Origin of the sequence: Ramlibacter tataouinensis (genome assembly GCF_027941915.1) — a bacterium.
Lineage (GTDB): Bacteria > Pseudomonadota > Gammaproteobacteria > Burkholderiales > Burkholderiaceae_C > Ramlibacter > Ramlibacter tataouinensis_C.
The window spans coordinates 2223180-2249768 of record NZ_CP116009.1; the positions used below are offsets into that span (position 1 = coordinate 2223180).

25 protein-coding genes are annotated in these 26589 nt (G+C 69.5%); 6 read left to right on the forward strand and 19 right to left on the reverse strand.

The window, feature by feature from the left end:
- Nucleotides 1–492: a single-stranded DNA-binding protein gene (ssb, locus tag PE066_RS10430; RefSeq protein ID WP_271236469.1), complete on the reverse strand. Its 492-nt coding sequence runs from the start codon at nt 490–492 to the stop codon at nt 1–3.
- A 36-nt stretch (nt 493–528) separates the two neighbouring features.
- Nucleotides 529–1737 (reverse strand): MFS transporter, encoded by a 1209-nt coding sequence (locus PE066_RS10435; protein WP_271236470.1) that lies wholly within the window; start codon nt 1735–1737, stop codon nt 529–531.
- A 136-nt stretch (nt 1738–1873) separates the two neighbouring features.
- Between PE066_RS10435 and uvrA the strand changes: the two genes are divergently transcribed.
- A complete protein-coding gene (uvrA, locus tag PE066_RS10440) occupies nt 1874–4810 on the forward strand; it encodes an excinuclease ABC subunit UvrA (protein WP_271236471.1) in 2937 nt (978 codons plus the stop codon).
- A 10-nt stretch (nt 4811–4820) separates the two neighbouring features.
- Here the strand turns inward: uvrA and PE066_RS10445 are convergent, their stop codons facing one another.
- The gene (locus PE066_RS10445) at nt 4821–6050 is read right to left on the reverse strand and encodes an NAD(P)/FAD-dependent oxidoreductase (protein ID WP_271236472.1); all 1230 of its coding nucleotides are present in this window, start codon (nt 6048–6050) and stop codon (nt 4821–4823) included.
- A 93-nt stretch (nt 6051–6143) separates the two neighbouring features.
- Here PE066_RS10445 and PE066_RS10450 point away from each other — a divergent pair, with 93 nt between their 5' ends.
- The gene (locus tag PE066_RS10450) at nt 6144–6362 is read left to right on the forward strand and encodes a DUF3606 domain-containing protein (RefSeq protein WP_271236473.1); all 219 of its coding nucleotides are present in this window, start codon (nt 6144–6146) and stop codon (nt 6360–6362) included.
- Between the two features lie 14 nt (nt 6363–6376).
- On the opposite strand, the gene pyrF is transcribed toward PE066_RS10450, so the two are convergent.
- Nucleotides 6377–7201: an orotidine-5'-phosphate decarboxylase gene (gene pyrF / locus PE066_RS10455; RefSeq protein WP_271236474.1), complete on the reverse strand. Its 825-nt coding sequence runs from the start codon at nt 7199–7201 to the stop codon at nt 6377–6379.
- A 146-nt stretch (nt 7202–7347) separates the two neighbouring features.
- On the opposite strand from pyrF, the gene PE066_RS10460 reads away from it, so the two are divergent.
- A complete protein-coding gene (locus tag PE066_RS10460) occupies nt 7348–8235 on the forward strand; it encodes a DMT family transporter (protein WP_271236475.1) in 888 nt (295 codons plus the stop codon).
- Nucleotides 8236–8248: 13 nt separating this feature from the next.
- On the opposite strand, the gene PE066_RS10465 is transcribed toward PE066_RS10460, so the two are convergent.
- Complete coding sequence (locus PE066_RS10465; protein ID WP_271236476.1) at nt 8249–9088, reverse strand: M48 family metallopeptidase; 840 nt, start codon at nt 9086–9088, stop codon at nt 8249–8251.
- A 31-nt stretch (nt 9089–9119) separates the two neighbouring features.
- Here PE066_RS10465 and PE066_RS10470 point away from each other — a divergent pair, with 31 nt between their 5' ends.
- Nucleotides 9120–10475: an AmpG family muropeptide MFS transporter gene (locus tag PE066_RS10470; RefSeq protein WP_271236556.1), complete on the forward strand. Its 1356-nt coding sequence runs from the start codon at nt 9120–9122 to the stop codon at nt 10473–10475.
- Nucleotides 10476–10477: 2 nt separating this feature from the next.
- On the opposite strand, the gene PE066_RS10475 is transcribed toward PE066_RS10470, so the two are convergent.
- Nucleotides 10478–11950, reverse strand: coding sequence for a class I adenylate-forming enzyme family protein (locus PE066_RS10475; RefSeq protein WP_271232484.1), 1473 nt, complete (start codon nt 11948–11950; stop codon nt 10478–10480).
- 89 nt (nt 11951–12039) lie between these two features.
- On the opposite strand from PE066_RS10475, the gene PE066_RS10480 reads away from it, so the two are divergent.
- On the forward strand, nt 12040–12756 hold the full coding sequence (locus PE066_RS10480; protein WP_271232485.1) for a response regulator: 717 nt from the start codon (nt 12040–12042) through the stop codon (nt 12754–12756).
- A 10-nt stretch (nt 12757–12766) separates the two neighbouring features.
- Nucleotides 12767–13963 carry a sensor histidine kinase gene (locus PE066_RS10485; protein ID WP_271232486.1) on the forward strand — a complete coding sequence of 399 codons (1197 nt, stop codon included), beginning with the start codon at nt 12767–12769 and terminating at the stop codon, nt 13961–13963.
- Between the two features lie 106 nt (nt 13964–14069).
- On the opposite strand, the gene PE066_RS10490 is transcribed toward PE066_RS10485, so the two are convergent.
- The 13 genes from PE066_RS10490 to PE066_RS10550 form a co-directional block, all read right to left on the reverse strand.
- Nucleotides 14070–15068 (reverse strand): fumarylacetoacetate hydrolase family protein, encoded by a 999-nt coding sequence (locus tag PE066_RS10490; protein WP_271232487.1) that lies wholly within the window; start codon nt 15066–15068, stop codon nt 14070–14072.
- Between the two features lie 12 nt (nt 15069–15080).
- On the reverse strand, nt 15081–15761 hold the full coding sequence (locus tag PE066_RS10495) for a Crp/Fnr family transcriptional regulator (RefSeq protein WP_271232488.1): 681 nt from the start codon (nt 15759–15761) through the stop codon (nt 15081–15083).
- Between the two features lie 12 nt (nt 15762–15773).
- Nucleotides 15774–16103: a ferredoxin FdxA gene (gene fdxA / locus PE066_RS10500; RefSeq protein ID WP_271232489.1), complete on the reverse strand. Its 330-nt coding sequence runs from the start codon at nt 16101–16103 to the stop codon at nt 15774–15776.
- 12 nt (nt 16104–16115) lie between these two features.
- Entirely contained in the window at nt 16116–16892 is a 777-nt protein-coding gene (locus PE066_RS10505; RefSeq protein WP_271232490.1) for a ferredoxin--NADP reductase, read from the reverse strand.
- Nucleotides 16893–16899: 7 nt separating this feature from the next.
- Nucleotides 16900–17775 carry a tripartite tricarboxylate transporter substrate binding protein gene (locus PE066_RS10510; RefSeq protein WP_271232491.1) on the reverse strand — a complete coding sequence of 292 codons (876 nt, stop codon included), beginning with the start codon at nt 17773–17775 and terminating at the stop codon, nt 16900–16902.
- Between the two features lie 98 nt (nt 17776–17873).
- Entirely contained in the window at nt 17874–19238 is a 1365-nt protein-coding gene (locus tag PE066_RS10515; protein ID WP_271232492.1) for a (Fe-S)-binding protein, read from the reverse strand.
- Nucleotides 19235–19642, reverse strand: a complete 408-nt coding sequence (locus PE066_RS10520) for a Rid family hydrolase (protein WP_271232493.1) — start codon at nt 19640–19642, stop codon at nt 19235–19237. The genes PE066_RS10515 and PE066_RS10520 overlap by 4 nt, the downstream gene beginning before the upstream one ends.
- Nucleotides 19639–19971 carry a DUF1330 domain-containing protein gene (locus tag PE066_RS10525; RefSeq protein ID WP_271232494.1) on the reverse strand — a complete coding sequence of 111 codons (333 nt, stop codon included), beginning with the start codon at nt 19969–19971 and terminating at the stop codon, nt 19639–19641. The genes PE066_RS10520 and PE066_RS10525 overlap by 4 nt, the downstream gene beginning before the upstream one ends.
- 189 nt (nt 19972–20160) lie before the next feature.
- The gene (locus tag PE066_RS10530) at nt 20161–20802 is read right to left on the reverse strand and encodes a GNAT family N-acetyltransferase (RefSeq protein ID WP_271232495.1); all 642 of its coding nucleotides are present in this window, start codon (nt 20800–20802) and stop codon (nt 20161–20163) included.
- 20 nt (nt 20803–20822) lie between these two features.
- The gene (locus PE066_RS10535) at nt 20823–22532 is read right to left on the reverse strand and encodes an AMP-binding protein (protein ID WP_271232496.1); all 1710 of its coding nucleotides are present in this window, start codon (nt 22530–22532) and stop codon (nt 20823–20825) included.
- A 191-nt stretch (nt 22533–22723) separates the two neighbouring features.
- Entirely contained in the window at nt 22724–24550 is a 1827-nt protein-coding gene (locus tag PE066_RS10540) for an AMP-dependent synthetase/ligase (protein WP_271232497.1), read from the reverse strand.
- A gap of 10 nt (nt 24551–24560) precedes the next feature.
- Nucleotides 24561–25385 carry an ABC transporter ATP-binding protein gene (locus tag PE066_RS10545; protein WP_271232498.1) on the reverse strand — a complete coding sequence of 275 codons (825 nt, stop codon included), beginning with the start codon at nt 25383–25385 and terminating at the stop codon, nt 24561–24563.
- A 13-nt stretch (nt 25386–25398) separates the two neighbouring features.
- Nucleotides 25399–26577, reverse strand: a complete 1179-nt coding sequence (locus PE066_RS10550; protein WP_271232499.1) for an ABC transporter substrate-binding protein — start codon at nt 26575–26577, stop codon at nt 25399–25401.
- Nucleotides 26578–26589 lie beyond the last annotated feature (12 nt).

The following is a 26589-nucleotide window of genomic DNA, read 5'->3' on the forward strand; positions in this document are numbered from 1 at the left end:
TCAGAACGGGATGTCGTCGTCCATGTCCTCGAAGCCGGACGCGGACTTGGGAGCGGCCGGGGCGCGCTGGGGCGCCGGGGCCGGCTGGCGCGCGGCCGGGGCGCGGCGCTCGCCGCCGCCTTCGTAGTCGTCACCGGCCGAGGGGCCGCCCATGCCTTCGCGGCGGCCCAGCATCTGCATGGTGTCGGCGCGGATCTCGGTGCTGTACTTCTCCACGCCCTGCTGGTCGGTCCACTTGCGGGTGCGCAGGGTGCCCTCGACATACACCTGCGAGCCCTTCCGGAGGTACTCGCCGGCGATCTCGGCCAGCCGGTCGTTGAACACCACGCGGTGCCATTCGGTGTGCTCGCGCGGCTCGCCGGACTGCTTGTCCTTCCACTTGTCGGTGGTGGCGATGGTGACGTTGCAGACGCGACCGCCGCTCGGGAAGGTGCGCATCTCGGGATCGCGGCCGAGGTTGCCAACGATGATGACTTTGTTGACGGATGCCATTGAGGTGCTCCTCCGGTAGATCGGTCGATTATGGGGTTACGTAGCGCGGGCTTCGTCCGCCAGCACTTCCTCCGGCGAAGGCGAGCGGCCCGGCGCCCGCATGGGCCAGGCCACCACCAGCCAGAGCAGCAGGGCACCGGCGCAGGCGGCGAACAGCCCCGCGTCCCCAACGTGCTTGGCCAGCCAGCCGCCGACCGCGCCGCCGGCAAAGAAGCCCAGCGACTGGAGGGTGTTGTATACGCCCAGGGCCGCCCCGCGGGCGTGCGCCGGGGCCAGCCGCGACGCCAGGCTGGGCTGGGTGGCCTCCAGCACGTTGAAGCCGATGAAGAAGACGAACAGCACCAGGCCCAGTGGCCAGACCGCCGGCTGGCCGGCCAGCACGGCAAAGCCCAGCTGGGCCAGCAGCAGCAGGCCGATCGAGGCCAGGAACACGGCGCGCAGGTAGCCGCGCCGCTCCAGCGGGAACAGGGTGGCGGCCATCACCGCCACCGCTGCCGTGATCGCCGGCAGGTACACCATCCAGTGGCTGTCCTTGTCCAGTCCGGCCTGCACCAGCAAGCCCGGCAGCGCCACCCACATGGCCAGCTGCACGGCATGCAGCACGAACACGCCCACGTTCAGCCGCAACAGCGGCGCGTACCGCAGCACCTCGGCCAGCCGCCCCTTGGGCGGGTTCGCATGGGCGGCCGGCTCCGGCGGCGTCCACCAGGCCACCACCGCCATGCAGGCGAGCGCCAGCACCCCGGTCAGCGCGAACAGGCCCGACAGCCCGATCCAGCGCGCCACCACGGGCGAGGCCACCAGCGAAACGGCGAACATCAGGCCGATGCTGGCGCCCACCAGCGCCATCGCCTTGGTGCGGACCTGGTCGCGGGTCTGGTCGGCCAGCAGGGCGGTGACCGCCGCTGAAACCGCGCCGGCGCCCTGCAAGGAGCGCCCGACGATAAGCCACCAGACGCTGTCGGCTGCCGCCGCCAGGAAGCTGCCGGCGGCGAACACCGCCAGCCCCAGCAGGATCACCCGCTTGCGGCCGAACCGGTCCGACGCCATGCCGTACGGGATCTGCAGCAGGCCCTGGGTCAGGCCGTAGATGCCCATGGCCAGGCCGACCAGCACCGGATCGCCGCCGCCGGGGTAGCGCGCCGCTTCCAGCGCGAACACGGGCAGCACCAGGAACAGGCCCAGCATGCGGGCGGCGAACACCAGCGAGAGCGAACCGCTGGCGCGGCGCTCGTCGGGGGTCATGCGGTGGGAGGAGCGGGAAGAAGCTGGGGTCACGGGGAAACAGGCGCCGCCGGGCTGGACGGTAAGGCCCGGGGCAGCCCGCATTGTCAGGCAAGGGGCGACCGGCCCTGCCGCCGCGCCGACCCCGCGGCCTATCATGGCGGGTTTTCCCAGCCCGCCCCAGCCGTTGAACATTCCCGACGAAGGCAAGTACCTCGCGCGCTCGCTGCAGGACCAGCGCATCGCCATCCGGGGTGCGCGCACGCACAACCTCAAGAACATCGACCTCGACCTGCCGCGCAATGCGCTGGTGGTGATCACCGGCCTGTCCGGTTCGGGCAAGTCCTCGCTGGCCTTCGACACCCTGTACGCCGAAGGCCAGCGGCGCTACGTCGAGAGCCTGTCGGCCTACGCCCGGCAGTTCCTGCAGCTCATGGACAAGCCCGACGTCGACCTGATCGAAGGCCTGTCGCCGGCGATCGCCATCGAGCAGAAGGCGACCAGCCACAACCCGCGCTCCACCGTGGGCACGGTGACCGAGATCCACGACTACCTGCGCCTGCTGTATGCCCGCGCCGGCACGCCCTTATGCCCCAACCACGGGCTCCCGCTGGCCGCCCAGACCGTCTCGCAGATGGTCGATGCGGTGCTGGCGCTGCCGGCCGAGACCCGGCTGATGGTGCTGGCGCCGGTGGCGCGCGAGCGCAAGGGCGAGTTCGAGGAGCTGTTCGCCCAGATGCAGGCCCAGGGCTACGTGCGCTTTCGCATCGACGGCCAGGTGCTGGAGTCGGACCGCCTGCCCGGGCTGAAGAAGAACGAGAAGCACGACATCGACGTGGTGATCGACCGCCTCAAGGTGCGGCCAGGCATGCAGCAGCGCCTGGCCGAGAGCTTCGAGGCCGCGCTGCGGCTGGCCGACGGCCGCGCCATCGCGCTGGAGATGGACGGCGGGCGCGAGCACCTGTTCAACGCCCGCTTCGCCTGCCCGATCTGCCACTGGTCGATCGCCGAGCTGGAGCCGCGCCTGTTCTCCTTCAACACGCCGGTGGGCGCCTGCCCGGCCTGCGACGGCCTGGGCTGCCTGGAGTTCTTCGACCCGCAGCGGGTGGTCGCCTTCCCTTCGCTGTCGCTGGCGTCCGGCGCGATCAAGGGCTGGGACCGGCGCAACCCCTACTACTTCAGCATGGTCGAGAGCCTGGCACGGCACTACAAGTTCAGCGTCGACGAGCCGTTCGAGGACCTGCCGCCCGCGATCCAGCAGGCGGTGCTGCAGGGCACCGGCGAGGAAGAGGTCAAGTTCAACTACGTGATGGAGTCGGGCGCCTCGGCCGGCCGCAAGGTCACGCGCAAGCACCCGTTCGAGGGCGTGATCCCGAACATGGTGCGGCGCTACCGCGAAACCGATTCGGCGGTGGTGCGCGAAGAGCTGGCCCGCCACCGCAGCCTGCAGCCCTGCCCCGAATGCGGCGGCACCCGGCTGCGCCCGGAAGCACGGCACGTGCGCGTCGGTGAAGGCGAACAGGCCCGCACCATCCACGAGGTGGCGCGCGTCACGCTGGCGGACGCGCAGGCCTGGTTCGAGGAGCTGAAGCTGTCCGGCGCCAAGGCCGAGATCGCCGCCAAGATCGTGCGCGAGATCGCCGCGCGGCTGAAGTTCCTCAACGACGTCGGCCTGACTTACCTCAGCCTGGAGCGCAGCGCCGAGACGCTGTCGGGCGGCGAGGCCCAGCGCATCCGGCTGGCCAGCCAGATCGGCTCCGGCCTGACCGGCGTGATGTACGTGCTGGACGAGCCCAGCATCGGCCTGCACCAGCGCGACAACGACCGCCTGATCGGCACCCTGCACCACCTGCGCGACCTGGGCAACAGCGTGCTGGTGGTCGAGCACGACGAGGACATGATCCGCGCCGCCGACCACGTGGTCGACATGGGCCCGGGCGCCGGCCTGCACGGCGGCCAGGTGATGGCGCAGGGCACGCCGCAGGACGTGCAGGACAACCCCGGGTCGCTGACCGGCCGCTACATGGCCGGCACGCTGCAGATCCCGGTGCCGAAGAAGCGGCACGCCTGGCTGCCGGTGCCGGGCGGCAAGCCCGGCGCGGTGCAGCGCCTGCACATTGCCGGCGCCCGCGGCCACAACCTGAAGCACGTGACCGTCGACTTCCCGGTCGGGCTGCTGACCTGCGTGACCGGGGTATCCGGCTCGGGCAAGTCGACCCTGGTCAACGACACCTTGTACGCGGCGGTGGCGCGCACGCTGTACCGGGCGCACGAGGAGCCGGCGCCGCACGACGAGATCGAGGGCATCGATCAGTTCGACAAGGTGATCAACGTCGACCAGTCGCCGATCGGCCGCACGCCGCGCAGCAACCCGGCCACCTACACCGGCCTGTTCACGCCGATCCGCGAGCTGATGGCCGAGACCGCGGCGGCCAAGGAGCGCGGCTACGGACCGGGGCGCTTTTCCTTCAACGTGGCCGGCGGCCGCTGCGAGGCCTGCCAGGGCGACGGCGTGGTCAAGGTCGAGATGCACTTCCTGCCCGACCTGTACGTGCCGTGCGACGTCTGCAAGGGCCAGCGCTACAACCGCGAGACGCTGGAGGTGCAGTGGAAGGGCCGCAACATCGCCCAGATCCTGGACCTGACGGTGGAGGACGCGCACGAGTTCCTCAAGCCGGTGCCGGCGATCGCGCGCAAGCTGCAGACCCTGCTGGACGTGGGCCTGTCGTACATCAAGCTGGGCCAGGCGGCCACCACCCTGTCGGGCGGCGAGGCGCAGCGGGTCAAGCTGGCGCTGGAGCTGTCCAAGCGCGACACCGGGCGGACGCTCTACATCCTGGACGAGCCCACCACCGGGCTGCACTTCGCCGACATCGACCTGCTGCTGAAGGTGCTGCACCAGCTGCGCGACGCCGGCAACACCATCGTCGTGATCGAGCACAACCTGGACGTGATCAAGACCGCCGACTGGGTGATCGACATGGGCCCGGAAGGCGGCGATGGCGGCGGCACCGTGGTGGCGGCGGGCACGCCGGAAGCGATCGCGGCGAACCCCGCCAGCCACACCGGCAAGTACCTGCAGCGGCTGCTCTGAACCGCACCCTTCAGCTGGCGGCTGCGGCGCCGAGCAGGCCGTCCGCGATCTGCCGCGCCGTTGCCAGCGACTGGGTCAGCCCCAGGTGGCCATGGCCGGTCGCCAGCCACAGCCCCGGGTGGCCCGGCGCCGGGCCGACCACCGGCACCGAGTCGGGCATGCAGGGCCGGTGGCCCATCCAGGTCTGCATGGGCAGGTCCTGCAGGCCGCGGAAGTTCTCGCGCGCGATGCGGCCGAGCACGGCGGCACGGCGCTCGTCGGGCGGCGCGGCCAGGCCGCCGATCTCCACCGTGCCGCCAATGCGCAAGCCCTCTTCCATCGGCGTGACGAACACCTTGCGGTCGGCCAGCACCACGGTCCGCGAGACCAGGTCGCGGCCGCCGGCGAACTGCGCGTGGTAGCCACGCTGGCTTTCCAGCGCCAGCCGCACGCCGAGCGGCGCCAGCAGGGCCCGTGACCAGGCGCCGGCGGCGACCACGACGTGGTCGAACGCGCGCCCATCCGCCGCGCCGGCGGCACGCAGCTGCCAGCGCCCTTGCCGCTGCGCCAGCCCGCTGACATCGGCGCGGGCGATGCGCCCGCCGCCGGCCGCGAACGCGCCGGCCATGGCCTGAACGTAGCGCAAGGGATTGAGGATGGTGGCGTGATCGGCCAGGAACAGGCCGATCCGGTAGCGCTCGGACACCGCCGGCTCCAGCGCCTCGATGCCGGCCCGGTCGAGCCGTTCGGCGCGAAAGCCGGCGGCCTCGCGCAGGGGCCAGCCGGTGGCGTCCTTGGCCAGGGCCTGCTCGTCGGGGTACAGGTGCAGGTGGCCGCGCCGCAGGAACAGCTCCGGCACGCCGAGTCCGCGCGCCATGGCTTCGTGCGCCTCCAACGCACCGGCCTGCAGCGCCGCCAGCCGGGCCGCCGCGGCCTGCACGGCGGCCGGCCGCGCCGACGCCACGAACCGCGCCAGCCACGGCAGCGCGCGCGGCAGGTAGCGCCAGGGCAGGTACAGCGGGCTCTCGTCGTCCAGCAGCATCCCCGGCACCGACGCCAGCACGCCCGGCATCGCCAGCGGCGCCACCGAGGACACGCTGATCGCGCCGGAATTGCCGTAGCTGCAGCCGCGCCCGGGTTCGTCCCGGTCCACCAGCAGCACCTCGGCGCCGCGGCGGCGCAGGGCCAGCGCGATGCTGGTGCCGACGATGCCGGCGCCGACCACGGCCACGGCGGGAGCGCCGGAAGGGAATGCTTGCATGTGGTTGCGTTCAGGAGCCCGGCCGGGGCGGCAGCCTACAGCCGCCGCCGGCCCGCTGCGCTAGCTTGGGGCCTTCGCCATGGAGAGTTTCGAATGGCCCAGACCAACGCCCCCGAGGCGGCGCCGGACCGCATCGACCCGAACGACCCGCAGTCGCGGGCCCGCTGGACGCGCGAGCTCGATTGCACCGAAGACCAGCTGCGCGAGGCCGTGCGCGCCGTCGGCGCCGACGCCTCCGATGTCGAGCTGCACCTGAAGGGCGCCCGCAGCAGCACCAACGCCGACCGCGTGCACGAGGCCGACAGCGGCTGACGCCGGCGTCGCGTTCACGGCTTCGCCGAAGCCAGCAGCGCGCGGGTCTTCTGTGCCTCGGCGCGCGCGGCCTGCGCGAAGTCGTCGCCGCCCGACGCGTAGAGGATGGCGCGCGAGGAGTTCACCACGATCGGCGCGTCGGGCCGCCAGCCGGCGCGCACCGTCGCCCGCGCATCGCCGCCTTGGGCGCCGACGCCCGGGATCAGCAGCGGCAGCGTCGGCGCCAGCGCGCGCACCCGCTCGATCTCGGCCGGGTAGGTGGCGCCCACCACCAGCCCCAGCTGGCCGTTCAGGTTCCAGGGCCCCTGCGCCAGCCGCGCGATGTGCTCGTACAGCAGCGGCGTGCCGTCCACCGAGGCCAGCCGCTGGTTCTGCAGGTCGTCGCCGCCCGGGTTGGAGGTGCGGCACAGCAGGAAGGCGCCCTTGCCCTCGTACTCCAGGTAGGGCTGGACCGAATCGAAGCCCATGAAGGGGGACAGCGTGACGGCATCGGCGCCATAGCGCTCGAACGCCTCTGCCGCGTACTGCTCGGCTGTGGAGCCGATGTCGCCGCGCTTGGCATCCAGGATCACCGGCACCTGCGGCGCCACCTGCCGGATGTGGGCGATCAGATGCTCGAGCTGGGCCTCGGCCCGGTGGGCCGCGAAGTAGGCGATCTGCGGCTTGAAGGCGATGGCCAGGTCGGCGGTGGCATCGACGATGCGGGCGCAGAACTCGCCGATGCGGGTCGCATCGCCGCGCCAGCCGCCGGGAAAGCGTTTCGGCTCGGGGTCCAGCCCCACGCACAGCATCGAGTCGTTGCGCTGCTGCGCGCGCTGCAGCATCTCGAGAAAGGTCATGGGCGGGAATTGTAGGGAGCGGCGTCGCTTGTCATGCTCCGCGCAGGCGGAGGATCCAGCGCAATGCGCAGGCGGCACGCGAAGTGCTTTGCGGTCGATTCCCGCCTTCACGGGAATGACGCGGCGGGGGCCCGACAATCCGCCCCATGCACAAACTCAGCCGCCAGCAGCTCGTCGTCCTGGTGCTCCTGACCCTGTCGTGGGGTGTCAACTGGCCAGTGATGAAGCTGGGCGTGACGCACTACCCGCCGCTGACCTTCCGCGCGATCTCGATCGGGCTCGGCCTGCCGATCCTGGCCGCCACGCTGGTGCTGGCCCGGGCGCCGTTCACCATCCCACGCCGGCACTGGCCGGAGCTGCTGTGGCTGGCGGCGACCAACATGTTCGTCTGGCACGCCTGCATCATCCTGGCGGTGCAAACGCTGTCCAGCGGACGCGCCGCCATCCTGGGCTACACCATGCCGATCTTCTCGGCGGTGATCGGCGCGCTGCTGTTCCGCACCGCGCTCTCGCGCCGCGGCTGGATCGGCGTCGGCGCCGCGGCGCTCGGCGTGGCGCTGCTGCTGTGGCACGAGCTGACGCAGCTGGCGGGGCGGCCGCTCGGCGTGCTGCTGGCGCTGTTCTCGGCGGCCAGCTGGGCGCTGGGCACGCAACTGCTGCGACGCACCCGCATCGAGGTGCCGACATTGACCCTGTCGTTCTGGATGATCGCGCTCACCGCGGTGGTGATGGGCGTGCTGTCCATCCTGTTCGAGCGCCATCTGTGGGCCGCGCCCGACGCCGTGGCGACCTGGACCATCGCCTTCAACGCCATCGTGATCTGCGGGCTGGCCCAGGCCGCCTGGTTCTACCTGGCGCGCGGCCTGCCGCCGGTGGCCTCGACGCTGAGCGTCATGCTCATCCCGGTGCTGGGCGTGTTCTCCGGCGCGCTGTGGCTGGGCGAAGTGCTGCACTGGCAGGACTACGCCGCGGTGCTGCTGATGGTGGTGGCGATCGCCTCGGTGCTGTGGCCGGCTCGGCCGCCAGCGGCCTGAAGCCGGGTAGCCGTCAGCGGCGGCTGGCGAGCGCCTGCTGGTACAGGCCGCGCACCCGCGGCACGTTGTCGCGCAGGCGGGCCAGCCGGTCCGGCCCGGTCGGGTGGGTGGACAGGAAAGCCGGCCCCTGGTTGCCGCCCGAGGCACGGCCCATCTTCTCCCACAGCGAGATCGCCGCTTCAGGCACGTAGGCGGCTCGCGCCCCCATCTCCAGCCCGACCAGGTCGGCCTCGATCTCGTCCTCGCGCGAGAAGCGCAGCGTCAGCAGCTGGGTGCCGATGTTGGCGGCCACGTCGCCCAGCTGGCCCAGGCCGAACAGTTGCGCGCCCAGCGACAGCAGCGCGCCGGTGCCCTGCTCCTTGGCGATGCGCGAGCGCGCGTGCTCGCGCACGGCGTGCGCCATCTCGTGGCCGATGACCATGGCGGCTTCGTCGTCGGTGAGCTGCAGCTGGTCGAGGATGCCGGTGTAGACGGCGATCTTGCCGCCCGGCATGCAGAAGGCGTTGATCTGCTTGCTGCCGATCAGGTTGACTTCCCAGCGCCAGCTGCGCGCCCGGTCGTTCCAGCGCACGCTCTGCGGAATCAGGCGGGCGGCAATGGCGCGCAGCCGCTGCAACTGGGGGTGGTTCTCCGGCGCCAGCGCGCCCTGCTGCTTGGCCTGCGCCATCATCTGCGAGTACTGCTGCGTGGCGGCGGCTTCGATTTCCTCGGCCGGCACCAGGCCGCGCATGCGCGAAGGCGGGCCGACCTCGACCTGCGCCAGCACGGGGGTCGCCGCAGCGGCGCCCACCAGTGCCATGAAGCTGCGCCGCCGCATCTGCGGCGAAGCCCCGGCGTAACACAGCTGGCACATGCAGCAATAATAAGTGCGATCGGTCGAGCAGATGTCGGACAACAACCCCACGCGCCCTCAGACGAGCCGCCCCGCCGGATGGATCAGCAGCCTGAGGGTGTACCTGGAGCCGGCCGCGCTGCGCATGCTCGCGCTCGGCTTCTCGGCCGGGCTGCCGCTGCTGCTGGTGCTGGGCACGCTGAGCTTCCGCCTGCGTGAAGCGGGCGTCGACCTGGCCACCATCGGCTACCTGTCCTGGGTCGGCCTGGCCTACGCCTTCAAGTGGGCCTGGGCGCCGCTGGTCGACCGCCTGCCGCTGCCGCTGCTCACGCGCCTGCTCGGGCGGCGCCGCAGCTGGCTGCTGCTGTCGCAGTCGGCGATCGCCGCCGGCCTGGTCGGCATGGCCTGGTTCGATCCGCAGGTCGATCGCACGCTGGTGGCGGCGTGCGCACTGGCCGTGGCGTTCGCATCGGCCACGCAGGACATCGCGCTGGACGCATTCCGCATCGAGTCGGCCGGCGTCGAGCGGCAGGGCGCGCTGGCCGCCACCTACCAGACCGGCTACCGGCTGGCCATGATCTGGGCCGGTGCCGGCGTGTTCTGGATCGCCGCCCACGCCGAGGCCCCGGGCGCCAGCGGCTACCAGCACGCCGCCTGGCGCACCGCCTACCTGGCGATGGCGGCGTCGATGGCCGTGGGGCTGCTCACCGTGCTGTTCTCGCCCGAGCCGATGCGGCGCGAGCTGCCGCCGGCGCGCAGCACCGGCCAGTGGCTGCGCGAGACGGTGGTCGAGCCCTTCGCCGAATTCCTGCGCCGCTACGGCAGCCACGCGGTGCTGGTGCTGGCACTGATCGCGGTGTACCGCATCAGCGACGTGGTGATGGGCATCATGGCCAACCCGTTCTACGCCGACATGGGCTACACCAAGGCGGAGGTGGCCAACATCACCAAGGTGTTCGGCGTGGTCATGACCCTGGCCGGCACCTTCCTGGGCGGCGTGCTGGCGCTGCGGCTGGGGGTGATGCGGGTGCTGATGCTGGGCGCGCTGCTCAGCGCCGCCAGCAACCTGCTGTTCGCCTGGCTGGCCTCGCGCGGGCACGACGTGCGCTCGCTGGTGCTGGTGATCTCGGCCGACAACCTGTCCTCGGGCATCGCCTCGGCCGCCTTCATCGCCTATCTGTCGGGCCTGACCAACGTGAACTACTCGGCCACGCAGTACGCCCTGTTCAGCTCGATGATGCTGCTGCTGCCCAAGTGGCTGGCCGGCTTTTCCGGCAGCTACGTGGAGCACTTCGGCTACACCCACTTCTTCACCGCCACCGCGGCGCTGGGCGTGCCGGTGCTGCTGCTGGTGTGGCTGGCGTCGCGGATGCAGGCGGTGCGGCAGCCCGAACCGGCGGCCGCGTAGTCTCAGGCCGCCTTCAGCAGCGCCACCAGCGCCTGGCGCTGCACCTTGCCCAGCGCCGTCTTGGGCAGCGCGTCCAGCCGCAGGCAGTGGCGCGGCAGCTTGTAGCGCGCCAGCTGCGCCGCCAGGTGGGCGCGCAGCTCCTCGTCGCTCGCCGTCATGCCGGGCCGCAGCACCAGCGCCACGGCGACGGCCTCGCCCCACTGCGGGTCGGGTACGCCGAAGGCGGCGCACTCCAGCACGGCCGGATGCTCGGCCAGCGGCCCCTCGATCTCCGCCGGGTGGATGTTCTCGCCGCCCGAGATGATCAGGTCCTTGGCGCGGCCGACGATGGTGTAGCTGCCGTCGGCCGCCTGGGTCGCCAGGTCGCCGGTGTGGAACCAGCCCTCGGCATCGCACGCGGGCTGGTCGGGCCAGTAGCGCTGCACCACGTTGGGCGCGCGCACCCACAGCTCGCCGGTGCCGCGCTGCAGGTCGGCCAGCCGCACCTCGACGCCGGCCGGGGGCCAGCCACAGGAGCCGGCGTGGTCGAAGGCGCGCTCCGGCGGCAGCGCGATCGAGAACGGGCCGGTCTCGGTGGCGCCGTACACGTTGCACACCGGCAGCCCGCGCGCATGGAAGGCCCGCACCAGCGGCGCCGGCAGCAGGCTGGAGCCGGCCCACACCGCGCGCAGGCTGGCGAGGTCGGCCGCCGGCCACAGCGGGTGTTCGATCAGCGCCTTCAGGGTGGCCGGCACCTGCAGCGTCAGCGTCGGCCGGTGGCGCGCGATCGCGTCGAATGCCGCCTCCGGCGCGAAGCGCGCCAGCAGCACCACCTGCGCGCCTGCGTACAGCGCCGGCAGGGTCTGGATGCACAGCCCGCCGACGTGGAACAGCGGCAGCACCGTCAGCACCACGTCGCGCGCCGTGATCCGCTGGGTCGCGGCGGCGATGCGCATGTTGGCCAGCAGGTTGGCCTGGGTGTGGACCGCCGCCTTGGGCTGGCGCGTGGTGCCGGAAGTGAAGACCAGCAGCGCGGGCGCCTCGGCGGCGGCATGCTCCGGCGCATCGGCGGCGGCCGCCGCGCCCTGCAGCGACGGCAGGCCATGCACCGGCAAGCCCCGGCTGCTGGCGAGCGCCTGGGCCGCCTGCGCGAACGGCTCGTCGTGCACCAGGTGGGCCGGCGTGCACTGGGCCAGCAGCGTGTCCCACTCGGCGGGCGCCAGCCGGACGTTCAGCGGCAGCAGCACCGCGCCGAGGCGGGCCAGCGCGAACAGCAGCAGGACCTGTGCCGGGTGGTTCAGTCCCAGCCAGGCGACGCGGTCGCCGGGGCGCACGCCCCATTCGTGCCACAGGCGCGCGGCCAGCGCCCGGACATGCGCCTCCAGTTCGGCGTAACGCAGCACCGCGCCTTCGAAATGCAGCGCCGGGGCGTCGCCGCGCGCCGCGGCCTGCGCGGACAGCACCTGCGGCAGCGTGCGGGCGGCGGCAGCATCCATTTACCTAACTTTACCGCTGCGACAAGACCGCGTGCGGCGCTGTGGCGATGCTCGACCCCAACCGCTTGCGCCTGACTACCATCTGCCCCATGCAGCAACTCCTGATGATCGAAGACGATGCGCGGCTGGCGCAGATGGTGGGCGAATACCTGGAGCGATCCGGCTTCGGCGTGACGCAGGCGCTGGACGCCAAGGGCGGCCTGGCGCTCCTGCACGAACCGGCCAACGGCCGCCTGCCCGACCTGGTGATCCTGGACCTGATGCTGCCCGACCTCGATGGCCTGGAAGTGTGCCGGCGCATCCGCGCGATGCCCAGCGAGGCGGCGCGCGTGCCGATCCTGATGCTCACCGCCAAGGGCGACCCGATGGACCGCATCGTCGGCCTGGAGATCGGCGCCGACGACTACCTGCCCAAACCGTTCGAGCCGCGCGAGCTGCTGGCGCGCATCCGCGCCGTGCTGCGGCGGCGCAGCGAGACCGCGGCGCCGCCGGCGGCGCGCCGCATGCAGTTCGGCTCGCTGGAGATCGACCGCGACGCCCGCAGCGTCACCATCGCCGGCGAACACCGCGAGCTGACCTCCTACCAGTTCGACCTGCTGGTGGCGCTGGCCGACCGCGCCGGCCGCGTGCTCACGCGCGACCAGATCATGGAAGCGGTGCGCGGGCGCGAGCTGGAAGCCTTCGACCGCTCGATCGACGTGCACATGGGCCGCATCCGCGCCGCCATCGAAGCCGACGTGAAGAATCCCAAGCGCATCCTCACGGTGCGTGGCGTGGGCTACGTCTTCGCCAAACAACAGGACTGACCCCCCGCTCGTGAACCTGCGCCTGCCCCTTTACCTGCGCATCTGGCTCGCCGTCATCGCCGCGGTGGCCGTCCTCACCGTGGTGTTCGGCGCGCTGTGGGAGGCGTACCGGGACGCGGTGCGATCCGAGCAGTCGACGCCGGCGCGCGAGATCGTGATCCGCGATGCCGCCGGCGAGGTGATCGGCCAGGGCGGGCTGCGCCGCGTGCCGTCGCAGGGCACGGGGCCGAGCACGTTCGAAGGCGAGGTCGTGCTCAAGGACGGCCGCGAGATCACCGTGCAGGTGCCGCCGCGCCAGCGCCGCGCAGGCGAAGGCCCGGCGGGCCTGCGCCCGTTCCTGCCGCGCAGCCCGTCGGGGCTGTTCTGGCTGCTGGGCGTGGTGGCCCTGGCGGTGGTGCTGGGCAGCTACCCGGTCATCCGGCGGCTCACGCTGCGGCTGGAGAACGTGCGCCGCGGCGTCGAGCGCTGGGGCGAAGGCGACCTGTCGGCGCGCGCGGACGAGAGCGGCAGCGACGAGGTGGCCTTCCTGGCGCGCCGCTTCAACCATGCCGCCGAGCGCGTCGAGACTTTGGTCAAGAGCCACAAGTCGCTGCTGGCCAACGCCTCGCACGAGCTGCGCTCGCCGCTGGCGCGCATCCGCATGGGGATGGAACTGATGGATGGGCCGCCGACGCCCGGGCAGCGGCAGGAGATCGTGCGCAACCTGGGCGAGCTGGACCAGTTGATCGACGAGATCCTGCTGTCCAGCCGGCTGGATGCGCGCGAGACCGATGTCGGCACCTTCGAGCCGGTCGACCTGACCGGCCTGGCCGCCGAGGAATGCGCCCAGACCGGCGCCGAGCTGTCGGCGCAAGCGGACGGCGGCGACGTCACGGTCAACGGCGTGCCGCGCCTGCTGCGCCGTGCGATCCGCAACCTGCTGGAGAACGCCCGCCGCTACAGCCCCGGCCCGGTGGAAGTCGAGGTGCGCCGCGAAGGCAGCCACGCCGTGCTGCGCGTGTGCGACCGGGGGCCGGGCGTGCCGCCCGACCAGTGCGAGCGGATCTTCGAGCCGTTCTACCGGCTGCCGGGCGCGAGCGAGCGCGACGGTGGGGTCGGGCTGGGGCTGGCGCTGGTGCGGTCGATCGCGGGGCGGCACCACGGGACGGTGCACTGCGAGGGGCGCGAAGGCGGTGGGGCGTGTTTCGTGCTCAGGTTGCCGGCGTAGCTGTCCGGTGCCCGGTGCCCGAACGCGGCGCCGATCGGCTGCGGGGGATTTGGAAACCGGATGATGCAGGCCGCTTGTGCGGGGAGCGGACATCTGGCGGGCGCGCTCAGCTGCACGCTCGAATGGGCATGGCAACAACCTTCTGATCGATCGTCCCGAACACATTGCGGCCATCCTTGTCACGCACCTCGATTCGCACGGTTTCACCGTGCCGCAGGTAGGGAGTCTTCGGCGCACCGCCTTCCAGCGTCTCGCGTGTACGTTGCTCGGCGATGCATCCATAACCATTTGCAGCGCTTTCGTTCGAGACCGTGCCGCCTCCCACGATGGTGCCCGCGCCAGCTGGCCGCGTTCGGCAGAGATGGGCGATCAACTGGCCGAACGAAAAGTGCATGCCGTCGCCGCAGTCAAGTCGGCCGACCTGAGCGGCATTCCTGAACGTGGCCATTTGCATGTGCAGCCGCCCTCCATCCCATGCCACACCCAGTTCGTCAGGCGTGACCGCCACCGGTGAGAACGAGGAGGATGGCTTGCTCTGCAGGAAGCCGAAGCCTTTGGCGAGCTCGGAGGGAATCAGGTTGCGCAGCGACACATCGTTCACGACCATGACCAGCTTCACCGCCGCAAGCGCCTCCTGCGCCGATATCCCGGCAGGAACGTCGCCGGTGATGACGGCGACCTCGGCCTCGAAATCGATGCCCCATTCTTCATTTCCGCACGCGATGTCATCGCACGCCCCCACCATGCTGTCGCTGCCGCCCTGGTACATCAGGGGGTCGTGAAGCAGCTCCGGTGGCATGGCCGCACCCCGGGCACGCCGTACCAGGGCCACATGGTTCAGGTAGGCGGATCCGTCGACCCATTGGTAGGCACGCGGCAACGGCGCCATGCACATCCGGGGTTGGAACGGAAACGCCCCTGCGATCTTCCCGGCTTCGAGCTGCCGCCAGCGCTGGCGCAGCAAGGGCTCCAGGTCATCCCAGCGGTCCAGGGCGTCCTGCAGCGTGTGCGCCATGTCCGTGACGAGCGTTGCGCGATCGAGGTCGCGGCTCACCAGGACGAGTTGGCCATCGCGACTGCCATCACGATAGGTGGCCAGTTTCATGGGGGGTCCTCCTTAGGTCCTTTCCGGGCGACCGTCGCCCGCGAGTGCCGCCCGGTCGAGCAGGACGATCGTTCCAGGCTGCTTCAGGATCAGGCCCTTGCGCTCGAACTCCGCAAGGGTGAGGCTGACCCATGTGCGCGTGGCGCCGATCATCTTGGCCAGGTCTTCATGCGTCAGTTCCTGCACCAGGTGCCGCCCGTCAGCCGAGGTCACGGACAAGGCGGCCAGGATGCGACCGAGCCGCAGCGTGGCGGAATCCAGCACGAGCGGCGCACTGCGCTCGATCGTCTCCACGGCAAGAACCGCCAGCAGCTGCGTGATGTTGTGCGCGAAGCGCGGGATGCTGCGCAGACACTCCTGGAAGTGCGTGGCAGGAAGGATCGAGGCGTCGACGGCGCCCACGGCTTCCACCGACAGGATGCGCGGCGTTCGCAGCACCACGGCCGCCAGCCCCAGGATGCTGCCGCTGGTCAGGATGCTCATGGTGAACTCTTCACCCTCGGGCGAGGTGAGGTACAAGCGAACGCGGCCGTTGCGCACCACCACAAGGGAATCGCTTGGCTCCCCCTGGCCGAAAACCGGCGCACGCGGGGCGAACGACTTCACGCGCATCAGCCTGTGGATGGACTCCGCTTCGTCGTGGCTCAGGCCCTCGAGCGCGCGGGTCCATTTGGGGTCGGACGTGCGATTCATCTGCCACCCGCCTCAGCTGGCCGGTGTGCCGTCGAAGTACCGGTCGTACTTCCCCGACAGCGAGCGGAACGCCCCAGCGTCGGCCGGAGGCGGCCGGGGCGAACGGATGGCAGGCCAGGTCCGGGAGTAGGTTCGATTGAGTTCGCGCCAATGGGGATCGGCCTGCATGTCGAAAGCGATGGCGCCGACCGGGCATTGGGGTTCGCACACGCCGCAGTCGATGCAGGTCTCGGGATCGATCACCAGCATGGTCTGCCCCTCGCGGAAGGCATCCACGGGGCATATGGCCACGCAGTCGGTGTATTTGCAGCGGATGCAAGCCTCGGTCACGACATAGCTCAAGGCAAAACCCCCTTACCTCTCGACAAAAGCGCGCTCGAACACGTAGTCGCCGGCCTGGCCGGCTCCGGGCGAGACCTTGAATCCGCGGCCATCGAGCTCGGCGCGGATGTCCGTGAGCGCCGCGGGGTTGCCGCAGACCATGAAGCGGTCGCTGGCCGGGGAAAGGGCGGGCAGGCCGAGATCCTGCGTGAGCTTGCCGGAGCGCATCAACTCAGGGATCCGACCGGTCACTCGAAACGGCTCGCGCGTGCAGGTGGGGTAGTAGAGCAGGCTGCGTTGGACCAGGGGGCCCAGGTACTCGTCTTGCGGCAGGCGTGACTGCAGTTCGTCGGCATACGCCAGTTCGCTGACGTAGCGCACCCCGTGCACCAGGATCACCCGCTCGAACCGCTCGTAGGCCTCCAGGTCGCGCACGATGCTCATGAACGGCGCAAGCCCGGTGCCCGTGGCCAGCAGGTAGAGGTTTCGTCCAGGCCGCAGATCGTCGAGCACCAGGGTGCCCACCGGCTTGCGACCCACCAGCACCTCGTCGCCTTCGCGCAGGTGCTGGAGCCTGGAGGTCAGCTGGCCATCGGCGACCTTGATGCTGAAGAACTCGAGTTCCTCTGCGAAGCTGGGGCTGGCGATGCTGTAGGCCCGCAGCACGGGCCGCTGGTCCACCATCAGCCCCAGCATCAGGAAGTGGCCGCTGCGAAACCTCAGGCTGGACGGCCGTGTCGTGGTGAAGCTGAACAGCGTATCGTTCCAGTGGCGCACCGAAGTGACGCGCTCGGTGGTGGCTGCACTCATCGTCGCCTCACTGCATCCGGATGTTGGCGTCCTTGACCACGCGCGACCAGCGGGCCACCTCGGCGCGGATGAACCGGTCGTACTCCTGGGGCGTGCTGCCCACCGGGTCCATGCCGAAGTCGCGCACCTTGGCCGCGAATGCCGGATCCCTGACAACGCTCGCCACATCGGCGCCGATCCTGTCGATGATGGCCCGCGGCACCTTGCTGGAGGTGACCAGCCCGAATGCCGAAACCACTTCGAAGTGGGGGATGGTTTCGGCGATGGCCGGGTAGCCCGGGTCGCTGGCCAGCCGGTTCTTCAGGGTGACGCCCAGGACCTTGAGCTTGCCGCTGCGGACGTATTCCTTGACGGGCGCCCAGACGTCGAACAACAGGGGCACGCGGCCGCTCAGGACATCGGAATGGGCTGCCGCGCTGCCGCCGTACGGCACGTGCAGCAGGTCGATGCCGGCCAACTGGTTCAGGAGCGCGCCCGAGACGTGGTTGAGCGTTCCAATTCCCGGGGTCGCGTAGCTGAGGGTGCCCGGCTTGGCCTTGGCGAGAGCAATCAGTTCCTGCACGTTGTTGGCAGGAAGCGAAGGGTGCGCCACCAGCACGCAGGCGGACGAGGTGATCTGGCTCACGGCCGCCAGGTCGTTGAGGGTGTCGTAGGGCATGTCGCTGCGGATGGCCGGGTTGACCACGTGCGCCATGACGACCATGCCGATGGTGAGCCCGTCCGGCGCTGCCTTCGCCACGATGTTGGTGCCGATGGTCGAGCCGCCGCCCGCCTTGTTCTCCACCACCACCGGCTGCTTCCATATCACGGCAAGGCGCTCGGCCAGCATGCGCGCCAGCACGTCGGTAGGGCCACCGGCCGTGAAGGGCACCACGATGCGCACGGGCCTCGAAGGAAAACCCTCCTGCGCGGCGAGCGGTCCCGCAGCGAGTGCCGCCGCTGCGGTCATGACGAAGACGCGTCTGGAATGCGAAACCGGTTTCATGCGGAGCCTTTCGGGATGGATGGATTCTGGATTGCGTCGGGTGTCCGCCCTGGGGGCGCTTCGGAGGCGAGGCAATCCAGCCCGCCACGAAATTCGGCCACGGAGAAGATCTCGGCGCCGTAACGCTCGAGCCAGTCGCTGTCGACCCGCACGCCATTTCGCAGCAACCAGGGCTGGGCTTCGCGAACGATCAGTTTCCAGTCCTCCAGGTGGCGCAGTTGCTTCAGGCGGTCGGGGCGAGGAGGTTGGCCCAGCGCCTCGGCCAGCAGGTCCGTGAAGTTGACGACCTCGAACCCGCCCGGCTTCTCGTGGCCGATGAAGGCCATGTGACAGCCGTGGTAGAGCGTGACCAGGGCATCGGCCCGGGTGGCGCGCACCCGATCGAGCAGGTGGGCGTGTTCGACGGCCTGCAGCTGCGGCGAACGCGAACAGCCCGAACCGCCGCAGGTGTACGAGGACTCGAGCACCGTCTCCACGACCTGCAGGTCCGGAATCGATCGCAGCAGCGCCTCGACGTTGCGCCCGACTTCCGGCATGCCGTGGTGGGCGTGAAGCACCACGCGCCGGGGGATGCCGCGCACGAAGCGCCTGCGCAGTTCATCGGCGCGCTCCAGCAGATAGGCCGTGACGTGGTCGAAGTCATACCCGCGGGGCCGGAAGCCCGCCATCGTTTCATTCAGGTGCAAGTCGCAGGTAGGGCACCAGTTCAACACCTTCTCGGCCTCGAAATCCCCGAACCGCTTGAGCGTGTGGGCGGTCACGCGGCCGCCCACCGGCAGTTCCCCTTCCCACTTGGAGGCGATGACCCCACAGCAGGACGAAGGGCCGCCGACCACCTCGTAGTCAAGCTCCAGCGCGTCCAGGATGTACAAGGTGTTGAACATCAGGTTGGGCGTGCGCAGCGCATTGCAGCCCGTGTAGAACACCAGGTCGGTCTTGCGCGGCCGTGACGGCGTGAAAAGCCGCGCGTAGTCCTGGGGAAGCAGCTGCATGGCGATCATGAGCTTGATGGACCGCGCCATGCGCCGAAAGAGCTGCGGCGTGCGGCTTTCAATGGCCGCATCGCGCATGTTGGCCAGCATCAGCATCTTGCGGGGGTTCACGCCTTCGGGACACGCCTCTATGCAGTCGCCGCAGCCGTTGCAGCCGTGCATCCAGGCGGAGGCCGCCGCCCCGCTTGCGCGGTTCTCGCCCAGCAGCTGCAAGACGTCGGCCACCACTGCGCGCGAGTCGGCGCCGCTGGCCGCGCCGTAGGGAACAACCGGGCACACATCCACGCACTTGCCACACCGCGTGCAGGCGGAGAGAAGCTGATCGATCTCCCCGTGCACATGATGTTCGGCATCCGCCACGATGTTCATGACGAAGCCTCCGTGTCTCCTATCCGGACGATGGCCTCGATCTCCACCAGCATCCTTGGATCGATCAGGCGGCTGACCTCGACCAGGGTGGCCGCCGGGTTGCCGCAGAAGAACGGGGCTCGCAGCGCCAGCGTTTCGGTGTGGAATCGCTCGATGTCCGTGGTGAAGATCGTGTACTTCACGACGTCTTCCAACTGCGCGCCCGCGGCCACGATGATCTCGTTGAGGTTCGAAAAACACTGCGCTGTCTGCGCGCGGATGTCGCCGACGCCGACCACCTCACCATGTGGATCACGAGCCGTGATGCCGGCGGTGTGAAGCAGGCGGCCGTCGGTCACCACTCCGAGCGAGAAGCGCACCGTCTTCTCCCAGGGCTTGCCGAGCCGGAGGACTTGCCGGGTCACGCGCCGACCCCCTTGAGCAAGAGGACGGTGCAGTCCGCCCCGGCCACCCGATCGCGCGAGATGTCCTGGTAGCCGGGCGACTCGGCCCAGGCCCGCCAGGCGGCTTCGTCAGGAAAGGAAAGAAGAACGACCTTGTCGCCTTCCCAATGGCCCTCGAGCACCTTGGGTCGGGTGTCCGCGGACAGGACGGCGCCTTCGAACGCACCGAACACTCCGCCGAATGCCGCTTGATAGCGGTCATAGGCCGCACGGTCCTTGAACTTGAGCTGTGCGAGTACGTATACCGTCACATTGCGCCTTTCACACTGAAATTCCGGATCAGTGTGCAAGCACGAAGCAACGGCGCAAGTTAACTACTTAACACCGCGCCAGCAAGAAAGCCAGGGATCGACCTGGGCCATCGCAGATGACGACGGCAATCCGGACGGTGCTTTCAGAGTCGTCTTCGCGCGCCTGAGCGAATGCATACCACACCTGGCCGGCGTGGACAGCTCAGGCGCTTTCGCGAAGAATCGCGCTCAAACCTTCGCCGGAACTGTTAGATGGGCTGGCGCCTTCGGAAATCGTCTTCCCCGATCCCTGGGGGCAACGGAGGGAGCGTCACTCTGCTCGTTGCCCCTCTTGCGCCAGCCATGGAGCGCCCGCAGCACTCGCAACACCGTGGAGTCCCCCGGCACGGGCTCGGTCTTGAACTTGAGCTTTCGGGCAAGCGCAAGCATCGCGATGTTCTCGGCGATCACCCAACCCTCCATCATCTCGTAGCCATCGCGTCGTGCCCGGCGCACCAGGCTGGCCAGCAACTTGGTTGCCAGTCCGCTCCTGCGCCAGTCCTCGGCCACAGTGACCGCGAACTCGCAAACCTTGTCACCGGGTTCGCCCGCCTGCACGTACTGCGCGGCACCCACGATGTCGATGCTGTCGGCCGCGGGTATCGTGGCGACGAACACGAAGTCATGCCCGGGCCGCGGATGCACTCCGCGTTGGAGGGCAGCGTCGTCGAGCCGTTCTTTGTGCATCATGAACCGGCTGTAGCGAGATGAGGCCGACAGGCGGTCGAAGGCCTGGACGATCTCCGTCGCATCGGCCTCCACGACCGGACGCAACGTCACCTCGCGACCATCGCGCAGGGTGATGCGGCGCGGGCGATAGCTCCCCGCCATCTTCGCCGCCAGCGCTTGCCCTAGGCAGATGCGATCGCCGACAACGGCGCATTTGCCGCTGCCGCGGGATGGCGCAACTCGCGCCGAAGAATCTTGCCGATGTTCGACTTCGGCAGCGGCTCGCTGCGGAACTCGACGATCTTCGGCATCTTGTAGCCGGTGAGGTACTGGCGGCAATGCTCGAGCAGAGCCTGCTCGGTCAGTGCCGGATCCTTCCTCACGACGACAATCTTCACGACCTCGCCCGAGCGCTCGTCGGGCTCCCCGATGGCCGCCACCTCGGCCACGCCCGGGTGCAGCGCCACCGCATCCTCGATCTGGTTGGGGAAGACCTTGAATCCGGAGACGACGATCATGTCCTTCTTGCGGTCCGTGATCCTGAAGTACCCGCGCTCGTCCACCGACCCCATGTCGCCGGTGCGCAGCCAGCCGTCGTGCGTGAAGACCTTGTTCGTCTCGTCCGGGCGGTTCCAGTAGCGTGGCATGACCTGCGGGCCGCGCACGCAGATCTCGCCGACCTCGCCGGGCGCGAGCTCGCGGCCTTCATCGTCGAGGATGGCCGCCTGTGTGGAGGGAATCGGCAGTCCGATCGTTCCGGTCCACTCCGCAATGTCGATCGGGCTGGCCATCACGACCGGCGACGTTTCCGTCAGCCCATACCCTTCGACGATGGCCGCGCCGGTGCGCTGTTTCCAGCGTTCGGCCACCGTGCGCTGCACCGCCATGCCCCCCGCGCTGCTGAGCTTGAGGGCGCGCGTGTCGACCTCGGCAAACTCCGCCGCATCGAGCAGCGCCCGGTACAGCGTGTTGACGCCGATGATGATCGTGAAGGGATACCTCTTGAGGTCGTGGATGAAGGCCTTCATGTCTCTTGGGTTGGTCACCAGCACGGTGTGTGCGCCCATGTTCATCAGCACGAGACAGGAAGTCAGCGCGTACACGTGGTAGAGCGGCAGCGGGCAGACGAGCACCTCCTTGCCGTCCACCAGGTCGCGCGCCATCCACGCCGTCATCTGCAGCACGTTCGCGACCAGGTTCCCGTGCGTGAGCACGGCGCCCTTGGCCACGCCGGTCGTGCCACCGGTGTACTGGAGGAAGGCCATGTCATCGCGATTCAGAGGCACCTCCTCCAGGTGCCGCCCCCGGCCGGCGCGCAATCCGTCGTTGAACCCGGTCGCGCCGGCGATCTTCCATGCGGGCACCATGTGCCTCACGTACTTCACCACCACGTTGGTGAGCAGTTCCTTGACCACCGGAAACATGTCACCGACCTCTGTCGTGATCACGGCCAGGTTCAGGGTCGGGTTTCTCTCCAGCGCTTGCTGCAGCGTGTGGGCAAAATTTTCCAGCACCACGATGGCGCTCGCGCCTGAGTCCTTGAGCTGATGCTCCAACTCGGGCACGGTGTACTGCGGATTGACGTTGACGACCACCAGGCCGGCGCGCAGCACGGCGAACAGCGCCACCGGATACTGCAGCAGGTTCGGCATCATGATTGCCACCCGGTCGCCTTTGCGCAGGCCCAACGTCCCCTGCAGGTAGGCGGCGAAGTCGCGGCTCGAGCGGTCGAGCTCGGCATAGCTCATCGATGCGCCCATGTTGCTGTAAGCGGGCAGGTCGCCGAAGCGCTGGCAGCTGTGCAGCAACATGTCCCTGAGCGAGGCGAACTCATGCACATCCACCTCGGCTGGAATCCCGGCTGGGTAGAGCTTCAACCAGATTGCTTCCATCTCGAATCGCTCCTTCCAACCTCGAGTGAAGCGATGGTTAGCCACGGCCGTCACGACATCGAGGCAACTCGCGCAACCACGCGAACATGGACAAGCATGCTCGCACGCCTGGGCAGGTTGAGCAACTCAAGCGCAGTGAAGGCGACTGGCGCGTATCGTCGCGTTTCCCGCTTCGCGATGCAGCCTTCCGCTCACGCGTACAGCTGCTCGATCTCCCCCGCGTACACCTTGTAGATGCTGGAGCGCCGCACCTTCATGGTGGCGGTGACTTCGCCGTCGTCGTGGTCCAGCTCCTTGGTCAGCAGGTGGAAGCGCCGCACCTGGGACACGTTGGCCAGCCGGGCGTTGCCCTTGTCGATCTCGGCCTGCACCAGCTGGCGCACCGGCTCCAGCTCCACCAGCGAGCGGAAATGGGTGAAGGCCAGGCGCTGCGCCTCGGCCCACTTGCCCACCGTCTCGTAGTCGATCTGGATCAGCGCCGAGACGAACTTGCGCGCCTCGGCCACCACGATGCACTCCTTGATGAAGGGGCTGGCCTTCATGGTGTTCTCGATCTCCGAGGGCGTCAGGTTCTTGCCGCCGGCGGTGATCATGATGTCCTTCAGGCGGTCGACGATGCGCAGCTGGCCATCGGCGCCCTGCTCCACCACGTCGCCGGTGTGCAGCCAGCCGTCGCGGATCGACTGCGCCGTGGCCTCGGGGTTCTTGTAGTAGCCGGCGAACACCACGTCGCCGCGCAGCAGCAGCTCGTCCTGTGCGCCCAGCCGGACTTCCACGCCTTCGGTGGCGCGGCCCACGGTGCCGATGCGCACCTCGTCCAGGTCCTGGCCCAGCACCATGCCGGTCGATTCGGTCAGGCCATACACCTCCACCAGCGGCACGCCCAGCGTGCGGAAGAAGCGCACCACGTCCGGCGGAATGGGCGCAGCGCCGGTCAGCGCCACCTCGGCCCGGCGCAGCCCGATGAAGTTCTGCAGCGCGCGCAGCACGGTCCAGTAGGCGAAGGCAAAGCGCAGCCGCTCGCCCAGGCTCCATTGCCCCCGGGGCTTCTCCGCCATCGGCGCGGCGGCCGCCAGAGCCCGCCGGTACAGCGCCTGCTGGAGCGAGCCCGCCTCCTGCATCTTGATGCTGATGGCGGCGTGCAGCTTCTCCCAGATGCGCGGCACACCCAGGAACATGCTGGGCGCGACCTCCCGCAGGTCTTCCTGCACGGTGCGGATCGATTCGCCGAAGTTCACCTGCGAGCCCAGGTACAGCGGCACGAAGGTGGTCAGCATCTGCTCGGCCACGTGGCACAGCGGCAGGTACGACAGGTGGCTGGTGCCGGCGTGCAGCCGCAGCCGCTGCACGATGCCGGGCACCACGCCGCGGATGTTGCGCCAGGAGATCATGGCGCCCTTGGGCGCGCCGGTGGAACCGGACGTGTAGATCATCAGCCCGATGTCGTCCAGCGTCTGCGCGGCCAGCGCGACGTCGATGCGGCCGTGGCCCTCGCTGGCGGCCATGGCGGCGCCGGCGGCCTCGATCTCGGCGAAGGTCTTGATGCGGGCCCGCTCCTCGGGGCCGTAACTCGCCAGCCCCTTGGTCTCGACCATGACGATCCAGCGCAGGCGCGGCAGCTGCCCGATCGCGTCGAGCAGCTTGTCGACCTGCTCCTGGTCCTCGCAGACCACGGCCTCGCAGTCGGCATGGCCGACCACGTAGGCCACCTCGTTGCTGGGGCTGGTCGGATAGACGCCGACGGTCACGGCGCCGATCAGGCCGGCGCCCATCTGCGCCAGCACCCACTCGGCGCGGTTCTCCGACAGCACCCCCAGGTGCGAGCCCTGGTGCAGGCCGAGCGAGGCGAGGCCGAGCCCGAAGTGGCCGGCCCGCCGGTAGTAGGCGGTCCAGGTCAGCGGGTGCCAGATGCCGAAGTCCTTCTGCCGCACCGCCACCCGGTCGGGCTGGCGCTGCGCCTGCTCGCGCAGCATCTGCGGCAGGGTCTTCTCCGGCAGGGGATTCACGTATGCATTCATGCGAGGCAGTTCAGGACAGCCATCGTTTGCGGCGCTTGTAGTGCTTCAACTCGCGGAAGCTCTTGGCCTGCCCGCCGCCGCCCATGCCCAGGTAGAACTCGCGCACGTCCGGGTCGGCCGCGAGCCGCTCGGCGGGGCCGTCGATCACGATCTTGCCGCTTTCCATGATGTAGCCGGCGTGCGCCACCGCCAGCGCCAGGCTGGCGTTCTGCTCCACCAGCAGCATGGAGACGCCGCGCTCGCGGTTGATGCGGGCGATGATGGTGAAGATCTCCTCCACCAGCAGCGGCGACAGGCCGAGCGACGGCTCGTCCAGCAGGATCAGCTGGGGGTCGCCCACCAGCGCGCGGCCGATCGCCAGCATCTGCTGCTCGCCGCCCGACAGATATCCGGCCAGGCCCTTGCGGCGCTCGTGCAGGCGCGGGAAGTAGCTGTAGACGGCGTCGAAGTCGCGCGGCGCCGGCTTGCGGCCGGTGAGCGCGTAGGTGGCCACCACCAGGTTCTCCTCGACCGACAGGTCTTCGAACACGCGGCGGCCTTCCATCACGTGGGCCAGGCCGCGCCGCACCAGCTGCTGCGGCGCGCTGCGGTCGGTGGGCGCACCGTCGAAGGTGATGGCGCCGGCCTGCAGCTCGCCGTCTTCCAGCGGCAGCAGGCCGCAGATCGCCTTCAGCGTGGTGGACTTGCCGGCCCCGTTGCTGCCCAGCAGGGCGACGATCTGGCCGCGCGGCACGGCCAGCGACAGGCCGCGCAACACCTGCACGACCTTGTTGTAGACCACCTCGATGTTGTTGACGTCGAGGACGGTGTCCACCGCCGCTGACCGCTGCTGCATCGCCACCGCTTCTTCAGTTCAGCTTGATCCAGTCGGAGGCGGGCACCATCTTCTGCGCCTTCATGTCGGCGCGGTAGACGCGGCCCACCGGGATGGAGTTGCCGCTGATGGTGACCGGCACGCCGATGATGCCGCCGGTGTCGAAGTCCTTGATGGAGTTCAGCGCGGCCTTCAGGTTGGCGCCGTTCAGCGCCTTGCCGGCGTCGAGCGTGCGCTTGGCCGCCTCGGTAAACAGCATGGCAGTCAGGAAGCCCTGCATGTAGGCCGTGCTCTGGTATTCCGGGCGCATGGCGCGGATCTTGTCCAGCATCGGCGCCTTGGCCGAGGTGTCGTAGTAGTAGCGGAACGGCATCACGCCCATGAAGCCGTCGCCCGCCTCGCCCATCTTCATGACGGTGGAGCTGTCCATCGTCCAGAAGGTGCCCATCCACTTGCTGGTCATGCCCTGCTGCTTGCCCTGCTGGATGAACTCGGGGATGGGCGCCAGGATGTAGCCGTGGAAGATGGTGTAGTCGGGCGCGGCGCGGCGCAGCTTGATCACCTCGGTGGACACGTCCACGCTGCCCGGCGGCGTCATGATCTTGGCCGCCACCGACAGGCCCAGCTTCTTGGCCAGCGCCTCGCTTTCGTCGATCGGGTCGCGGCCGAACTCGGAGTCGGAATAGACGAAGGCCACCTTGGCGCCCGGCTTCTCCTTGGCGATGTGTCGCAGCAGGATGCCGAACATCTCGGTGTAGTCGGGGCCGACCAGGAACTGGTTCGGGTACTTCTTGGGGTCGTTCAGCTCGGTGGCGAAGGAGGCCCCGGCCATCAGGATGTTGGCGTTGCGGTCCAGCTCGGGGTTGATGGTCTTGGCAAAGCCGGTGGAGTCGCCGTAGTACAGGTTGACCTTGTTCTGGCTGGTGATCTTCTTGAACGCCGCCACCGACACATCGACCTTGTAGGCGGTGTCCTCGGGCACGTAGCGGATCTTGCGGCCCTTGATGCCGCCGGCGTCGTTGACCATCTTCACGTAGTCGGTGATGCCGGCGTTGATGCCCACGCCGGCGAACGCGAACACGCCGGTCATCGGGATCGAGCCGCCGATGACGATGTCCTCGGCCTGCGCGTGCACCAGCGCCGGGGCGGCCAGCGCGGCGCCCGTGGCCAGCACCAGGCTGCGCCGGGTCAACGAGGGGGATGCCTTCTTCATGCTTGTCTCCTA

Bases quoted from the DNA above. Each gene is read 5' to 3' on its own strand.
- PE066_RS10530 (WP_271232495.1), bottom strand. From the start codon at position 20,802: ATGGCGGGGAGCTATCGCCCGCGCCGCATCACCCTGCGCGATGGTCGC.
- PE066_RS10550 (WP_271232499.1), bottom strand. From the start codon at position 26,577: ATGAAGAAGGCATCCCCCTCGTTGACCCGGCGCAGCCTGGTGCTGGCC.
- PE066_RS10450 (WP_271236473.1), top strand. From the start codon at position 6,144: ATGGCCCAGACCAACGCCCCCGAGGCGGCGCCGGACCGCATCGACCCG.
- ssb (WP_271236469.1), bottom strand. From the start codon at position 492: ATGGCATCCGTCAACAAAGTCATCATCGTTGGCAACCTCGGCCGCGAT.
- PE066_RS10495 (WP_271232488.1), bottom strand. From the start codon at position 15,761: ATGAATCGCACGTCCGACCCCAAATGGACCCGCGCGCTCGAGGGCCTG.
- PE066_RS10475 (WP_271232484.1), bottom strand. From the start codon at position 11,950: ATGGATGCTGCCGCCGCCCGCACGCTGCCGCAGGTGCTGTCCGCGCAG.
- PE066_RS10545 (WP_271232498.1), bottom strand. From the start codon at position 25,385: ATGCAGCAGCGGTCAGCGGCGGTGGACACCGTCCTCGACGTCAACAAC.
- PE066_RS10460 (WP_271236475.1), top strand. From the start codon at position 7,348: ATGCACAAACTCAGCCGCCAGCAGCTCGTCGTCCTGGTGCTCCTGACC.
- uvrA (WP_271236471.1), top strand. From the start codon at position 1,874: ATGGCGGGTTTTCCCAGCCCGCCCCAGCCGTTGAACATTCCCGACGAA.
- PE066_RS10480 (WP_271232485.1), top strand. From the start codon at position 12,040: ATGCAGCAACTCCTGATGATCGAAGACGATGCGCGGCTGGCGCAGATG.
- PE066_RS10505 (WP_271232490.1), bottom strand. From the start codon at position 16,892: ATGAGTGCAGCCACCACCGAGCGCGTCACTTCGGTGCGCCACTGGAAC.
- PE066_RS10470 (WP_271236556.1), top strand. From the start codon at position 9,120: ATGTCGGACAACAACCCCACGCGCCCTCAGACGAGCCGCCCCGCCGGA.
- PE066_RS10490 (WP_271232487.1), bottom strand. From the start codon at position 15,068: ATGAAACTGGCCACCTATCGTGATGGCAGTCGCGATGGCCAACTCGTC.
- PE066_RS10535 (WP_271232496.1), bottom strand. From the start codon at position 22,532: ATGGAAGCAATCTGGTTGAAGCTCTACCCAGCCGGGATTCCAGCCGAG.
- PE066_RS10445 (WP_271236472.1), bottom strand. From the start codon at position 6,050: ATGCAAGCATTCCCTTCCGGCGCTCCCGCCGTGGCCGTGGTCGGCGCC.
- PE066_RS10435 (WP_271236470.1), bottom strand. From the start codon at position 1,737: ATGACCCCCGACGAGCGCCGCGCCAGCGGTTCGCTCTCGCTGGTGTTC.
- pyrF (WP_271236474.1), bottom strand. From the start codon at position 7,201: ATGACCTTTCTCGAGATGCTGCAGCGCGCGCAGCAGCGCAACGACTCG.
- PE066_RS10540 (WP_271232497.1), bottom strand. From the start codon at position 24,550: ATGAATGCATACGTGAATCCCCTGCCGGAGAAGACCCTGCCGCAGATG.
- PE066_RS10465 (WP_271236476.1), bottom strand. From the start codon at position 9,088: ATGTGCCAGCTGTGTTACGCCGGGGCTTCGCCGCAGATGCGGCGGCGC.
- PE066_RS10515 (WP_271232492.1), bottom strand. From the start codon at position 19,238: ATGAACATCGTGGCGGATGCCGAACATCATGTGCACGGGGAGATCGAT.